The sequence below is a fragment of the Streptococcus oralis genome (assembly GCF_003943395.1).
GTDB classification, from domain to species: Bacteria; Bacillota; Bacilli; order Lactobacillales; family Streptococcaceae; genus Streptococcus; species Streptococcus oralis_BF.
Genome location: NZ_RJPJ01000001.1, coordinates 161,901 through 176,263, shown reverse-complemented (window position 1 = coordinate 176,263; position 14,363 = coordinate 161,901). Strand labels below are relative to the sequence as shown.

The following is a 14,363-nucleotide window of genomic DNA, read 5'->3' as shown; positions in this document are numbered from 1 at the left end:
AAATCCATTAAGAACATTATAGCATAAATGAACCTTTGATTTATTGAGTTTCAAATACTTTTTACACTCACATTTTGACCGTGCTCAAGTGCAAATCTAAAACTAGTCAGCAAAACTTCGAATAAATCTTTTCCGGAACTCGTTATGAAATAATGCGATAAATTTGTTATATTCTCTGCGATATTATTTCCCCAAGGAGGAGTGAGTGACAAATCTTCAAAATCCCATATAACATCCTGAGGGAGAAATTTTTTCAACTCCTCTTGGATAGATACCAACTCAGCTATTCCTCTTTCAACAGATTCAAAAGGAACATCTCCCCAGTAAAGCTTATTCATTATTACTGGGTATCTACTTCCCCACTCATTATTCTCTAAGCGAACATAAATAGTCGAAAAGAATGAATTAAAAAGACTCCCTTCTCCTATAGTCCACCAATTATAACCAGCCATTAACCCTACAGACATAGATATTCTCTTACTCATTTTTAATATTATTTAACGTCAACTAAAGTTTTATATTGATAGTCTCTAAAACATACATTCATTCCCCTACCCCAACTCCTTGGCTATTCTGCTCTTTTCAAGTTTTCCCTTGGTAATTCGTTTACATAATACAAGTAGGTTCAAACTATAGGATAAACGTAGGAGGTAGTAATTAACCCATTCGATAAGGGCAAAAAGCTGTATTAGTGTGGCTATAATAGCCACTTGGAAACTCTGTGTATTCCATACAATAAAAGGAAAGCCTGAAATAAGTAAAACAAGGTCTAGTATTCTGAAACCACTATATAGTTTGGGGACACTAGCACTTCCGAACTTGGGATTCGACAGTCTTCTAATCAAAATTGCCCAATAGATTGAACCTTGAAGCAAAATAAATGTCAGTAAAGACAAAGGATAGAGAATGGTGACTAGACTCTTCCAATCACCAAGCCGATTTTTCAAAAGAAAAAAACACAACCAAAAGGATAGGATGGCTGCAAGTTCTCCCAAACAGAGGGACCACAACTCTTTTCTAACTTTCTCTTTTTGTATGTTCATCATCTCACCCATCTATCTATCATCCTATATCAGAAAAAAGCTATTCGAATCATTTTTTAGTCAACATTTCTCAGAATCAAGTCATTCTAACTATCGAACAGTCTAATTTCTTTAATATAAATGCAATTCTAAGTTTAGAATTGCATTTATATATATGTTTTGGATCTATTCTAAGTCTATGACAGCTTTAAATTTTAATTTTTGAAGGATTCTAAAGCTAGAAGAGCTCAAAAATCACGAGAACTAAGCTATTCGAAACTTAGAAGAACCTTTTGTGAATTTCAATAGCACTTCAACTAGCTATTCTTACAATTTTTCTGATGAGCTTTGAGTTTTTTCAGAGCCCAGTCATAGTGACTGGAGGTGCTACTGACAAAGTAGGAACCTAGGCTTGTCCCTCCCGTCCACTTATAAACACCTTTGGTAAAGAGTTGGTCATTGCTGAAGCCTTCCATCAACTCTAAAACCTCTTTATGCGATTGCTCTAGTAGCCTAGTCGCTTCTTCTAAAGAAGTGTTCTGGTGCTTCTTCCAAATAGCGACATTCATTTCCCCATAAGTTTTCCAATTATAAGGCTCAGGGAGAAAAGGTCTCTCATGACCCTTTTGATTAGAATGTACCCAGGTCAAAAGTAACTGATGCCATTCATAGAGATGGATCAGGACATCTCTTAGATTTTTATCTCTTTTCCAGTGAGCTTCTTTTTTCTTTTGGTCTTTTGAAAAATCAAAAGGAGTCTGTAGTTCCTCTTCACTTAATTTAGAGATAAAGTGATTGAGTTTTTCATAGTTTTCCTTAGAAGCTAGCATTAGATCCTCTTTCGTTCTTGGTCTAGGCATAGGAGTTCTCCCTTCATTTTCTAGTAGGTTGAGGTATTTTCTTACTTCATTATACCATAACCATAATCAAAAAGCAGTTCTTCATTTTACGAAAAACTGCTTTTACTAACTATTCTTTTATGATTATAGTCACTACTTTACATATAAATCTTTAAAGAGACCATCCACTTCTGCTATCTGATAGAGCAAGCAGGATAGTTCTTGGTAATCTTCTTTTAAACACGAAAGGTGGGCTTGGCCAAATAAAGCAGCTAATTTCTCTTTTAATCTTGCTCCTTCGGAATCATGATCTTTTAAGAATTTACTGAGATAGAGATTTCGAACAGCTGCAAGTTTAAAGCTGAAATACTGATGCAATTGTTTTTGCTCGGTATTTAAGCCGTTTTCAGCAACTGCTTTTGCATAGCATTCCAAAACACCGTTTTGGCCATTCAAATATCGATTCTTCATAATCCTTGCTGTTTCCTGATAGATTTCAGTCTGACTAGGACTCTTGATCTTCTTAAAATTTCCCCACATGGAATAAGCTCCACGCTTATAGTCAATAGCCTCTGCCTTCCAAGCTTCTAAAATGTCATTAAAAGCAACCTTCATACAGGCAAAACCAGCTGGATCATGCAAATAGAGGTACTGATTATCAATGTCATACACGGTTACGAAGTGATCCACACCATAAAGGATTGTGTGATTGGGATTGTAGGTCAGATGCCCCATATCAAGAGGTCCCAGTACGACAGGTCCATTGGACAGAAAGGTTTCCAACTTTCCTTTAATCTCTTCTAAATCTACTTCAGCTCCATCTTTTAGATAGAAATCCTTATAGTCAAACCCAAGTATTTTTAAAGAATGAGAGATAGAAAGATCTGGCATACCATTATCAAAGAATACTAGAGGGTGTTGTTCATCTTCCTTTACGATACTAGCGCCATTGCCCATTACCATGATTGCCTCTAAAAACTCTGCTTTAAAGTCATAACCATAGGCATCCAGTGCCATTGCCAATGAATAACTATAGCAAAGTGACACATCTCCAAAATACATCTGCATATCCCTGCCTCCTTATCTTCTATGGGACTATTATACCGAGAAAACTATTCGCATGCCCAATAAAATCCAAACAAAAAATATGGGTATTTGTGATTTATAGTCATGAATGTCAACAATTAAAAACTCTGTAGAGATTCTTTCTACAGAGTTCGGTTTGCATCTTTATAAAAAATCAGAAAATGATCTAGCCCTTGATCACTGGTATCCAGAGTTCCATTTGGTAGTCTGGTGACGACATATCTCCTTCGAAATAAACTTCAAAGTCTGGGGCTCCTGAATGGCGATAACCAGTTTCGGGGAAAAAAATCTCCAGAACATATTTCCAAGCATGTTGGATGCTTGTTGGTATAGCCCCATTGACTGGTACGATAGCATATTCAGCTTCAGAGATGTCTTTGATTGACAACCCCAATTCTTCTGCTCTTACTTTATCCGTCACATCGTAAGCAGCCATATAGTCGATAATTTCACCTTCTTTGACATCCGAGCAGACGCCAAAGGATTGGCCGCTACCCAAACCTTCTAGGCTTTCAAAACTGTGAGTTGCATAGAGCTGCTCCCAAGCAGACGGGCACTGGCTATTGTCAATAGCTTCCAATAGGACGCCTGCCACAGTAAAAGAAGGTTTCTTTTGAATCTTGATATCCATGTTCTTTCCTCCTGTAATCTTTAAGGATAATTTAAGTCTAGGAAAGACCCGATAAGGTTTTCCATTTCGAACTTCTGAGGGAGTTGCACCATGGAATTTCTTAAAGGCTGAGCTGAAGGCATCCGCAGACTCATAGCCGTATTTTAGTGCTATATCAATGACTTTCTCAGTACTTCCCCGCAAGTCTGTCACTGCTTCTGACAGCCTGCGATTACGCAAGTATTCTGCTAATGTCATATCTGCCAGGATAGAAAATAGCCTACTAAAGAGAGGATAAGAATAGCCAGATAACTGCTGAAATTGCTGCAAGTCCACTTCTGCGTCCAACTTGCTTTCTAGATATTCCATGGTTCGATTGAATTGATGCATCATATTCTTTTTCACCTCATAAAAGATACTAAGGCCGTTAAAAGCAAAGTGAAAATAGGAAAATTGACGGAGGGGATCCTGCTCCGAGAAAATTTCATCTTTTTCACACAGCTTTTAGGCCGTGTTCAATTCTAACTATAGTCTAACAGATATAAGATACTTCTGCCCTAGAATTTTTGTACAATATTTAGAGGGGGATTCTACAACCTATCCCGCAGCTTCTCAACAAAGAGATAAGCTGCCGGGCAGGTCAAGGTATTCTTAATCGTCAAATGATTAATTTGATGGATCTTTTTCCGATCTGTATGGGGAAATTCACGGCAGGCCTTGGGACGAACGTCGTAGATGGAGCAGAGATTGTCCCCTCCTAGAAAGGGGCAAGGCATGGATTTGAAAACCTTGTCCCCATCTTCATCCACCTGCAGAAACTCCGCTTCAAAAGCCGGTAATTTCATCTTAAAATACTTAGCGATACGGGTGATATCTGCTTCTTTAAAGTCGGGCCCCAAAGTCTTGCAGCAGTTAGCACAGGCAGTACAATCAATCTCAGCAAAGACTTCTTGGTGGATCTGCTGGGCAATCTTATCTAGATTCTTTGGTGGCTTTTTCTTTAGATTAGCTAAAACTTTACGATGCTCCTTCTGTTTTTGCAAGGCTAGCTGGTGGTAATACTCAATATCAATTTCTTTAGACATAATTGCTTTCTAATACAAGTGTTTTTGTCTATTATACCATAAGTCATTTTCCATTTTTGAATATTGCACATAAAAAAGCCCTTCGGATAAAATCCGAGGGGCTTCAAACGTTGTTAAATCAACGGCCGAACTTTTGAATTTCAAGGTTCGGGATAAAATAGTTCACTGAACTATTTTATTTTTTAATGTTGTAGAATGATTTCAATCCACGGTATTCAGCTACTTCACCAAGTTGGTCTTCGATACGAAGCAATTGGTTGTATTTAGCGATACGGTCTGTACGTGAAAGTGAACCAGTCTTGATTTGTCCTGCGTTAGTTGCAACTGCGATATCAGCGATTGTTGAATCTTCAGTTTCACCTGAACGGTGTGATACAACGGCAGTGTAACCAGCTTCTTTCGCCATTTCGATAGCATCGAATGTTTCAGTAAGAGTACCGATTTGGTTAACTTTGATAAGGATTGAGTTAGCAGCACCTTCTGCAATACCTTTTTCAAGGTAAGAAGTGTTTGTTACGAAGAAGTCGTCACCAACCAATTGAACTTTACCACCAAGACGTTCAGTAAGAGCTTTCCATCCATCCCAGTCGTTTTCATCCATACCATCTTCGATAGTGATGATTGGGTATTTGTTTACCAATTCTTCAAGGTAGTCGATTTGTTCTGCAGCAGTACGTACAGCAGCGCCTTCACCTTCGAATTTAGTGTAGTCGTAAACTTTACGTTCTTTATCGTAGAATTCTGATGAAGCACAGTCAAATCCGATAAATACGTCTTTACCAGGAACATATCCAGCAGCTTCAATCGCAGCAAGGATAGTTTCAACACCGTCTTCAGTTCCTTCGAAACGAGGAGCGAATCCACCTTCGTCACCTACGGCAGTTTCCAAACCACGTGATTTAAGGATTTTCTTAAGTGCGTGGAAGATTTCAGCACCCCAACGAAGAGCTTCTTTGAATGATGGTGCACCAGCAGGTACGATCATGAATTCTTGGAAAGCGATTGGAGCGTCAGAGTGAGAACCGCCGTTGATGATGTTCATCATTGGAGTTGGAAGAACTTTAGTGTTGAATCCACCAAGGTAGCTGTAAAGTGGGATTTCAAGGTAGTCAGCAGCAGCACGAGCTACAGCGATAGACACACCAAGAATTGCGTTTGCACCCAATTTACCTTTGTTAGGAGTACCGTCAAGTGCGATCATAGCACGGTCGATAGCTTGTTGGTCACGTACATCGTAGCCGATGATTGCTTCAGCGATGATGTTGTTTACGTTGTCAACAGCTTTTTGTGTACCAAGACCACCGTAACGAGATTTGTCACCGTCGCGAAGTTCAACTGCTTCGTGTTCACCAGTAGAAGCTCCTGATGGAACCATACCACGTCCGAAAGCACCTGATTCAGTGTAAACTTCTACTTCAAGTGTTGGGTTTCCGCGTGAGTCTAGGACTTCGCGAGCGTAAACATCAGTAATAATTGACATTTTTTACTCTCCTTTGAGTTAAATTTTTTACACCTCTATGATACCTTAAAAATAAGCGTTTTTCAAGAAAAAACGTTATCTTTGTGCAAATTTTCCTTAACTTTATAAAGTAATCGCTTTCTTTTATCTGTTTTCTTGCGATTTTTGTGATATACTGTTTTTATGACAGATTTATCAAAACAACTACTAGAAAAAGCTCATGGTGGGCCGAAATTAAACCCAGACGAACAACGCCGCTATCTCGGCACTTTCGAGGAAAGAGTTCTTGGCTACGCGGATATCAGTACTGCCAATAGTTCTGAATTAGAACATGGATTTTTCTCTATTTTAGAGGGTTTTCAAGAAAAGGTTGAGGCACTTTTTGTGAAGATCTCACCTAATATTGAGTTTGATAAACAGGTCTTTTACTTAAAACAAGCAAAGGAAAGCAACTGTCAGGCGACTATTGTTTCAGACGATCACATCACCTCTCCTTTCGGTCTTGTCATTCATACAAATGAACCTGTTCAAGTAGACGAAAAGGATCTTAGACTTGCATTTTCAAGTCTTTGGGAGGAGAAAAAGGCAGAGCTACCTAAAAAATCTATCTGGAAAAAATGGTTTGGTTAATGATTTCTCAAATTTAACAAACGACCAATATTAGTAGCTGTGTGCTCCAAATAGAGACTTGCATTTTTCAAACTGTCTTCCAAAGGTTCACTTTTCTCTAAAATGGAAAAGGCAGCTTGTATATTTTCGAATGGTAGGGGAGGCAAATCGTCAGCAAGACTACCACAAATAGCAATAACAGGAACTCCGTTAGGGGTTCTTTTTGCTACACCGATAGGAGCTTTCCCAGCAAAGCTTTGACAGTCCAGTCTGCCTTCTCCGACGATAACCAAGTCAGCACCTGCAACTTTCTTATCAAAGTCAATCAAATCCAAACAGGTGTCAATCCCAGATACGATTCTAGCCTGAGCAAAGGCACAGAGACCAGCAGCAATACCCCCACCTGCTCCTGCTCCTTTCAGAGATAGGGTGGAAGGTGAGAATTTTTCATAGAACTCCTGTATAGCCAGATCTACTGTCTCAAACAAAGCAGGATCCAAGCCCTTTTGTTTTCCAAATGTATAGGTTGCCCCTTGATAACCGCATAAAGGGCTCACGACATCTGCTAAAATGCGGATTTTCACATCTTCAGGAATCCTATACAACTTGCTATTTGAAACTGACTCGAACTCAAGCAAAGTCTGACCGCAAGCTGGCAATTCTTTTCCATTCTTATCATAAAAGTGATAACCCAAAGCAGCTGCAATGCCAATTCCACCATCATTACTAGCCGTACCACCTACACCGATATAGATTTCTTTCATCCCTTGATCAACGAGATGGCGAATCAACTCTCCGATACCTTTGGTTTGGATGTGAAGGGGATTTCGTTTCTCCCGCGGAATCTTTCCAAGACCAACCAAGTCAGCAACTTCAAAGAGCGCTATTTGACCTTTTTGAAAGTAGCGCATTGATTCTTTTTGGCCAAAAGGTCCAGTGAACTCTTGCCATTTTTCTTCTAGGTCAAGAGAATGTCGGATAGCGTCTACAGTTCCTTCCCCGCCATCACCTACAGGGCAAAGCAGACATTCTACATCTGCTATTGACCGTTCGAAGCCCCTTTTAATAGCTTTGACGACCTCTTCTGCCGTCAAACTTTCTTTAAAAGAATCGGGTGCAATTACAATTTTCATAGTTCCCTCTCATTCTAAGAAATCAATTAAAGGTAGAACTTCCAAAAAATCCCTCGTATCTACATGACAAGCTACCTCAGCTTTTACGACTTCTTTGGCACAAAAGGCAATACCACGTCCTGCTGTCTTTAACATCAAGAGGTCATTGGCACCATCACCGATAGCAATCGTTCTTTCTTTGGGAAGTTTTAGGTCTTTTCTCCATTTCTCAAGAGCAGCTTGTTTTTCTTGGGATGTAACAATTTCACCAACTAATTTTCCAGTTAAAAAGCCGTCTTTGACTTCTAACTGATTGGCAGAGAAATAGGAAATACCGAGGGATTTTGCTAATCTCTCAACAATCGGACTAAATCCACCAGACACTAGACCAACTAGGATGCCATGCTTTTGGAGAATGGAGATAAATTCTTGAGCATTCTTGGAAAGATGAATAGATTTGAAGACAGTATCAAAGACCGAAACAGGAAGACCTTTTAACAATGCGACTCTCGCTCGTAAACTCCTTTCAAAGTCTAGTTCACCTTGCATCGCCTGACTCGTAATCTGCGATATTTCTTCTTCGCAACCTGCTTCTCTTCCTAAAAGGTCAATCACTTCTTCTGCTATCAGGGTGCCGTCAACGTCCATGACACAGAGGCCCATTACTTGAGTCATCACTTCTCCTCTTTTCTAAACAGCCCAAAAATCGTATGAAAGAATCATACGATTTTATCTATTAGTTGACTAAATTATGGTACAAGTCCAGGTAAAATTTGCAGGCTGTATCCCATGAGAAATCGCATTCCATAGCTTGTTTTTGTAGATTTTTCCAAACGTCCGGCTGGTACTTATATACATCCAAGGCTATTTGGAAACTCCAGTTAAGCCAGTAAGGTGTTAAATTATCAAAGCTAAATCCAGTTCCACTTCCTTCGATTGGATTGAAGGATTGAACTGTATCACGCAATCCACCCACTTCATGAACCAATGGTAGCGTTCCATAACGCATCGCCATCATTTGAGACAAGCCACATGGTTCAAAACGACTTGGCATGAGGAAGAGATCACAAGCTGCGTAAATTTCTTGAGCAAGTTTGACGTCAAAAGTGATATTTGCTGATAGCTTGTCAGGATAGACTTGAGCAAACCAGGAGAAGGAATGTTCAAAAGCTGGGTCACCTGTTCCTAAAAGGACTATTTGAACGTCCTCTTGCAAGAAATGATGCAAGCTTTCAACAACAACATCAAAGCCTTTTTGGCGTGTCAAACGAGAGACAATCCCAACTAGCGGAACATCTGCTCGTACTGGTAAACCAACTCTCTCTTGCAATTTTGCTTTGTTTTGTGCTTTTCCTGACAAGTCATCCTTATCAAAATGATAGTCTAAAAGCGGGTCTGTTTGAGGATTATAAAGATCTGCATCGATACCATTGACAATACCTGAAACCTTACCTGACTCCATGCGAAGAATCTGATCCAAACCGCAACCAAACTGACTGGTCATAATCTCGTGCGCATAGCTAGGCGATACGGTTGAGACACGATCCGCATAGAGAATACCTGCTTTCATCCAGTTAAGACAGTCATTCCAACGAAGGGTCCCATCAGCATACCGTTCAAAACCAACACCAAACAAATCCCACAACATTCCTTCAGAAAATTGACCTTGGAATTCCAAATTGTGAATGGTTAAAACGGTCTTGATTCCTTGATATGCCTGAATCCATCTGTATTTTTCCTTCAAGAGAAAAGGAATCATAGCGGTGTGATAATCATGGGCATGGAGAATATCTGGAATGAAATCAATTCGCTCCATGGCTTCAAGAGCAGCCAGTTGGAAGAAGGCAAAACGTTCACCATCATCGAAATCTCCGTAAACATGACCTCGGAAGAAATACGTTTGATTGTCTACGAAGTAGAAAGTAACACCATTCAAGACGGTCTTCTTAATACCACAGTACTGTCTACGCCATCCTACACTCACTTCAAAGTGAAGAACATCCTCAATCTGGTCGCCGAACTTAGCCTCTACCATGTCATAGTAAGGTAAGACAACCGCAACTTCGTGCCCTGCCTTTACCAGTGATTTTGGAAGAGCGCCAATGACATCTCCCAAACCACCTGTTTTTGAAAAGGGCGCACCCTCTGCTGCTACGAATAAAATTTTCATGAATGAATATCCTCTGTAACTTTTTCGCCTTTTTTGACTACAACTGGGTGTTCTGCAGTACCGCGAATAACGACACCGTCAGCAACTTCAGCCCCTTTGTCCAAGATTGCATACTCAACTTGGGCACCTTGGCCAATCAAAACACGTGGGAAGAGAAGGCTGTCTTTAACTAGACTATCCTTATGAACGTGAATATTACGTGATAGGACCGACTGAACTACTTCACCCTCTATGATACTACCAGAGGCGAACTGCGAAGTACTTACCTTAGAGGTGTTTGAGTAGTAAGTTGGTTCTTCATTCTTAACCTTGGTATAAATCTTTTGGTTAGGTGAGAAGAGAGAGTAGAATTTTTGAGACTCAAGCATATCAATATTGGCTTGATAATAGGATTGAACAGAGTGAATATTGGCTAGGTAGCCAGTGTATTCATAAGCAAAAGCACCTTCTTTAGCTGCCAACTCACGTAAAACATAGCGTAATTTTTCTGGGTATTCTTTTTGAACTTCTTCTTCCAAACGCTTAATCAACCACGGAGTATCAACGACGAATATATCTGTAGACATGTTGAAAAGTTCATCTGTTGATTTGGCATCAAAAAGTTTATGAGAAAGAACACGGTCTGTTTCATCCACTTCCAAGATGGCATTAACATCTGAAATATCCTTTTTAGGTAATTTCTTATAAACAACTGTAATCGGACGACCGGCAGTAGTATGTAAATGGAATACTTGATTGAGGTCAATATTCACCACGATATCACAGTTAAGTGCAACCGTCTGATTTGACCCTGAACGTTTCAAATAAGTGAGAAGCTGTTGGTAATATTCTTTCCCAACTGTGCTACTTTCAACACGCGTATTATAAATACCTAGATAGTAGTGACTGAGAAGGGTAGATAAGCCCCACTCACGTCCTGAACGAATGTGGTCAAAGACTGAACTGATATTATCTTGTTGGAAAATTCCAAAGACACTACGAACACCAGCATTTGCAAGGCTAGAAAGAGGGAAGTCGATCAAACGATATTTTGCTCCAAATGGCAAGCTGGCTACTGGACGATGATCTGTCAAAGTTGACATATCGTGAAAACCAACGGTGTTTCCTAAAATGGCTGAATATTTATCAATCTTCATCTGTTGCTACCCCCACTACTTCATCATATCCTACTACTTGTACTTCGTCTGTTCCATCAATTTCGACACCTTCAGAAATAACAGCACCTTCACCAATGATGGCACGTTTAATTTTTGCACCTTTTCCGATAATGGCACCACTCATGATTACAGAGTCTACTACCTCAGCACCCTCACGTACTTGCGCTTCTGTTGAGAGAATAGAATGCTTAACAGTTCCATCCACGAGACAGCCATCCACAACTAAAGAATCTTCTACATGAGCGTGTTTTCCAATAAAGTTTGGTGGTGAAATCAAGTTCCGTGAGTAGATTTTCCACTGACGATCACGACTATCCAAAGCGTTATTTGGATCAATGTATTCCATATTTGCTTCCCATAGAGACTCGATAGTACCAACGTCTTTCCAGTAGCCTTTGAACTCATAAACATAAACGCTTTCTCCAGACTCAAGGTAATTTGGAATAACGTTTTTACCAAAGTCTGACATATCTACCTTGTTCTTTTCAGCAGCTACCAGCATATTACGGAGACGTTGCCAATCAAAGATATAAATCCCCATAGAAGCTTTGGTAGACTTAGGTTCGGCTGGTTTTTCTTCAAATTCAACGATACGATTATTGGCATCTGTATTCATGATACCAAAACGGCTAGCTTCTTTGAGGGGTACATCCAAGACAGCTACTGTCAAACTGGCATTGTTGTCCTTGTGAGATTGGAGCATGTCATCATAGTCCATCTTGTAAATATGGTCACCAGAAAGGATCAAAACGTATTCTGGGTTAACACTGTCGATGTAGTCAATGTTTTGGTAGATAGCGTGGCTAGTCCCTTCAAACCAACGGTTTCCTTCACTTGCAGAGTAGGGTTGAAGGATAGAAACACCTGTATTAATGCCATCTAGTCCCCAGCTCGAACCATTTCCGATGTGGTTGTTCAAGGCAAGAGGCTGGTATTGTGTAATCACACCGACATTGTGAATCCCAGAGTTAGCACAGTTGGAAAGAGCAAAGTCAATGATACGGTAGCGCCCACCGAATTGCACTGCTGGTTTGGCAATGCTTTGAGTGAGTTTTCCGAGACGTGTTCCTTGCCCACCGGCAAGGATCAAAGCTAGCATTTCATTCTTCATTTTCTACTCCTTTTTGGGTTTTATTTGTGACAGTTTTAGTTGGTTTCAAGCGACGTTTAATCTTCCAGATACTTGCCCCCATAGCTGGCAAGGTGAAGGTCAAGGTCTGCTCATAATCCTTCCATAATCCTTCTTGGGTTTGAACCGTTTGGTTGTATTCTTTCCAGACACCACCCCATTGTTCCAATTCTGTATTCCAAACTTCATCATAAACTCCTGCGACAGGAAGTCCGATTGTAAAGTCTTTTCGTTCAACAGGCGCCATATTAAAGACACAGACTAGCATTTCACCCTTTTTACTCTTACGAATAAAGGAAAGGACACTCTGATCTCTATTATCCGCATCGATAATTTCGATGCCGTCGTAGCTGGTGTCAATTTCCCAAAGGCAACGATGCTCTTTATAGAATTGATTGAGTTGAGAAGTGAAGTACTTCATCTTAGCATTCATTGGATCTTCCAAGTTAGACCATTCTAGCTGTTCCTCAGACTTCCACTCTAAGAACTGACCATATTCGCTTCCCATGAACAAGAGTTTCTTACCTGGATGACAAATTTGATAAGTGTAGAGATTTCGCAAACCTGCAAATTGATTGTAGCGATCACCCCACATCTTGTGCATCATGCTTTTCTTACCATGAACGACTTCATCATGTGAAAATGGTAAGAGGTAGTTTTCATTGAAAACGTACATGAAGCTGAAGGTTACCAAGTTAAAATCATACTTACGATAAATCGGATCTTCCTCGTAGAAACGGAGAATGTCGTTCATCCAACCCATATTCCACTTGTAGTCAAATCCTAGACCACCCATTTCTTTCATACCAGTAATCTTTGTTTCTGATGAACTTTCTTCTGCAATCATCATCACATCTGGATGAGCTAACTTGATAACAGTGTTCAAACGTTGAAGGAAATAGTAGCCTTCGTAGTTGAGATTGCCACCGTCTTTGTTTGGAGTCCAAGGAGCATTATCATAGTCTAGGTAGAGCATATTGCTGACTGCATCCACTCGAATACCATCTAAATGATAAAATTCAATCCAGAATTTAATGCTAGAAATCAAGAAGGACTGAACTTCATTCTTCCCAAGGTCAAAGTTAAGAGCTCCCCAACCGTAGTTATGGGCCTTATTATGGTCTTGGTATTCAAAAGTTGGTGTTCCATCGTAATAAGCAAGGGCGTCATCGTTGATGGTAAAATGACCTGGAACCCAATCCACAATTACACCGATATTGTTTAAATGACATTCCTCAACAAAATCTTGGAATTCTTCTGGTCGCCCGTAAGAATGCTCCATAGCAAAGTAACCCATAAGCTGGTAGCCCCAACTTAATCCAAGTGGGTGAGCCATTAAAGGCATAAACTCGATGTGAGTGTAATTCATCTCAACAAGGTATGGAATGAGTTCTTCCTTGAGTTGTGCAAAGCTGTATGGACTACCATCTGGATTTCTCTTCCAAGATCCAGCGTGAGCTTCATAAATATTGACTGGTCTCTCAAAAAAGCCCCAGCGTTTTCTCCTAGCTAGCCAAAGACCATCTTTCCATTTTTTCTCTGGAATATCAGTCAGGATGGCTCCAGTCTCTGGGCGGGCCTCAAAACGAACCGCCAACGGATCAATTTTCATAATCTGGTGCCCATTTGCACGCGTGATATGATACTTATAAATCTGCCCTTCATAAGCCAGACTTGTGAAGACTTCCCAAACACCTGCTTCATTACGAACCATGGGAATTTGATGCTCTGTCCAGTTTGTAAAATCACCAACTAAGTGCACAGCCTGAGCGTTAGGTGCCCAAACACGGAAAGTAAAACCAATTTCTCCGTCTTTTTCCTCTTTATGTGCTCCTAGATAGTGCTGGAGATGAAAATTTTCTCCAGTAGTGAAGGTTCTCAATGCTTCTTGATTATTCATCCAATCCCCTTTCTTTTTGTAAGCGTTTTCTATAATTCTATTATACTATCTTTTAAAAGAACTTTCAAGCAGTTTACGGAATTTCTTAAAAAATATCTTGAAAATTTTAGAAAATATATCTTAACATTATATGATTTTTCATTTAATTGTTGAAAAAAATAAACGATTTGCATATATTTTCTTAG

General features: G+C 39.9%; 14 protein-coding genes. 1 reads left to right on the top strand and 13 read right to left on the bottom strand.

The window, feature by feature from the left end; all coding sequences use genetic code 11:
• Positions 1 to 50 precede the first annotated feature (50 nt).
• The 7 genes from D8802_RS00885 to eno all read right to left on the bottom strand — a co-directional run bounded on the left by D8802_RS00885 (position 51) and on the right by eno (position 6,122).
• Positions 51 to 467 (bottom strand): Imm70 family immunity protein, encoded by a 417-nt coding sequence (locus D8802_RS00885; protein ID WP_125394438.1) that lies wholly within the window; start codon positions 465 to 467, stop codon positions 51 to 53.
• A gap of 84 nt (positions 468 to 551) precedes the next feature.
• Positions 552 to 1,055, bottom strand: a complete 504-nt coding sequence (locus tag D8802_RS00880; RefSeq protein ID WP_125394437.1) for a hypothetical protein — start codon at positions 1,053 to 1,055, stop codon at positions 552 to 554.
• 284 nt (positions 1,056 to 1,339) lie between these two features.
• Positions 1,340 to 1,882, bottom strand: a complete 543-nt coding sequence (locus D8802_RS00875; protein ID WP_125394436.1) for a ClbS/DfsB family four-helix bundle protein — start codon at positions 1,880 to 1,882, stop codon at positions 1,340 to 1,342.
• Positions 1,883 to 2,014: 132 nt separating this feature from the next.
• Positions 2,015 to 2,929: a peptidase gene (locus tag D8802_RS00870; protein ID WP_125394435.1), complete on the bottom strand. Its 915-nt coding sequence runs from the start codon at positions 2,927 to 2,929 to the stop codon at positions 2,015 to 2,017.
• A 184-nt stretch (positions 2,930 to 3,113) separates the two neighbouring features.
• A complete protein-coding gene (locus D8802_RS00865) occupies positions 3,114 to 3,950 on the bottom strand; it encodes an AraC family transcriptional regulator (RefSeq protein ID WP_125394434.1) in 837 nt (278 codons plus the stop codon).
• Positions 3,951 to 4,147: 197 nt separating this feature from the next.
• Positions 4,148 to 4,642, bottom strand: a complete 495-nt coding sequence (locus D8802_RS00860) for a YkgJ family cysteine cluster protein (RefSeq protein WP_125394433.1) — start codon at positions 4,640 to 4,642, stop codon at positions 4,148 to 4,150.
• Positions 4,643 to 4,817: 175 nt separating this feature from the next.
• A complete protein-coding gene (gene eno, locus D8802_RS00855) occupies positions 4,818 to 6,122 on the bottom strand; it encodes a surface-displayed alpha-enolase (protein WP_125394432.1) in 1,305 nt (434 codons plus the stop codon).
• Positions 6,123 to 6,284: 162 nt separating this feature from the next.
• On the opposite strand from eno, the gene D8802_RS00850 reads away from it, so the two are divergent.
• Positions 6,285 to 6,731 (top strand): DUF1694 domain-containing protein, encoded by a 447-nt coding sequence (locus D8802_RS00850; protein WP_125394431.1) that lies wholly within the window; start codon positions 6,285 to 6,287, stop codon positions 6,729 to 6,731.
• Here D8802_RS00850 and D8802_RS00845 read toward each other — a convergent pair.
• From D8802_RS00845 to glgB, 6 genes are all read right to left on the bottom strand, one after another.
• A complete protein-coding gene (locus D8802_RS00845; protein WP_125394430.1) occupies positions 6,728 to 7,843 on the bottom strand; it encodes a glycerate kinase in 1,116 nt (371 codons plus the stop codon). The genes D8802_RS00850 and D8802_RS00845 overlap by 4 nt on opposite strands.
• Positions 7,844 to 7,852: 9 nt before the next feature.
• Positions 7,853 to 8,497, bottom strand: coding sequence for a phosphoserine phosphatase SerB (serB, locus tag D8802_RS00840; RefSeq protein ID WP_125394429.1), 645 nt, complete (start codon positions 8,495 to 8,497; stop codon positions 7,853 to 7,855).
• 61 nt (positions 8,498 to 8,558) lie between these two features.
• Positions 8,559 to 9,992, bottom strand: coding sequence for a glycogen synthase GlgA (gene glgA, locus D8802_RS00835; protein ID WP_125394428.1), 1,434 nt, complete (start codon positions 9,990 to 9,992; stop codon positions 8,559 to 8,561).
• Positions 9,989 to 11,128 (bottom strand): glucose-1-phosphate adenylyltransferase subunit GlgD, encoded by a 1,140-nt coding sequence (glgD, locus tag D8802_RS00830; protein WP_125394427.1) that lies wholly within the window; start codon positions 11,126 to 11,128, stop codon positions 9,989 to 9,991. Before glgD ends, glgA begins: the two co-directional genes overlap by 4 nt.
• Positions 11,118 to 12,260 (bottom strand): glucose-1-phosphate adenylyltransferase, encoded by a 1,143-nt coding sequence (locus tag D8802_RS00825; protein WP_125394426.1) that lies wholly within the window; start codon positions 12,258 to 12,260, stop codon positions 11,118 to 11,120. Before D8802_RS00825 ends, glgD begins: the two co-directional genes overlap by 11 nt.
• A complete protein-coding gene (glgB, locus tag D8802_RS00820; RefSeq protein WP_125394425.1) occupies positions 12,250 to 14,178 on the bottom strand; it encodes a 1,4-alpha-glucan branching protein GlgB in 1,929 nt (642 codons plus the stop codon). Before glgB ends, D8802_RS00825 begins: the two co-directional genes overlap by 11 nt.
• Positions 14,179 to 14,363 lie beyond the last annotated feature (185 nt).